Annotated in this window: 1 protein-coding gene; it reads left to right on the forward strand. The window is 58.5% G+C overall.

The features are described 5' to 3' along the window. Positions 1–493: 493 nt before the first annotated feature. Positions 494–1,099, forward strand: a 606-nt coding sequence (locus AC1DT3_RS22180) for a hypothetical protein (RefSeq protein ID WP_477467333.1), incomplete at its 3' end; no start/stop codon positions are given.

Consider the following 1,099-nt stretch of genomic DNA (forward strand, 5'->3'; position numbering starts at 1 on the left):
CTCGATGTCTTCGAAAGCACTGAGTGGATGTCTGATGAGGACGCGGAGGTGCTCGTGGCATCGCATGCAGCGATCATTGCTCCGAGTCCGGGCGATCCAATCCATTTGCCTTCGGCGAGCTAATGGCCCTGCAATGAGCTGCCGCGTCCATCGCGCGCGTCCTGGTCGCGCGGTCTTCCGATGAGTTCAATGCGAATGTCAGTAGATCGGTGGCACACATCAGGACAGGTCCGTGACGGGTGCATTGAGATGGGAATGCGCAATGGTGCTCCCCAGCGATGATTTTGGGTCCTTCTCGAGGCCCCCCTGCCTGCGGGCGTAGTACGGCCCGGGATTTGGCCAGTCTGACTGGCTCCGAAAAGCCTAAACTCTGAAGGATGAAAGAGACTCGAGTGGCATCAAGCGTTTGCTGGAAAACGATTTTGGGCGAGCGTGCCAAGTTTAGCTTAGGACGCTGTCCTAAACTCCTTGACCCTAAACTTGGAGCGGCCCGATGATTGTGAGCAAAGCAGAGTTCGCTCGGCTCTCAAACGTTTCCAAAGGGCGTGTCACGCAATGGATTTCGGAAGGCAAGATCAATGGCGCTGCCCTAGTTGGCGAAGGACGAGCGCAGCGCATCGTGGTTGACAGAGCACACCGTCAAATTGGCATTCGCCGGGATATGGGCCAAACGGCAGGAAATGGGCTCAGGACGCGCCTGCGCGGACCAGCTGGCCCATCGCCCGACGGAATGCATCGGATCCCACCGACGGCCCCAGAGGAAGACCCGCTGGACGCGGCGATCAAGCGCCAGCGACTGATGGAACTTGAAGCCCGTAACCGACGGATCACCGAGGAAGAGGCGGAGCGACAAGGGAGATACGTTTTGGCAAAATCCGCGAAGATAGAGATGACTCGGCTTGCCGAGGATCTGATKCGACACTTTGAGGGGGCAATGCCTGAGCTTGCCGCAACGATGGCAGCAAAATTCGAGCTAGAGTACCGCGATGTCCTTCACGTCGTGCGCACGGCCTTCGTGGGGTATCGGACAAAGGTTGCGAGCAAGGTCAGAGAGCGAGCGGCTGACCTGCCTGAGCTCGTTGGTGATGAGGGCCAAGAC

This window comes from Microvirga sp. P4_G7, assembly GCF_056401005.1.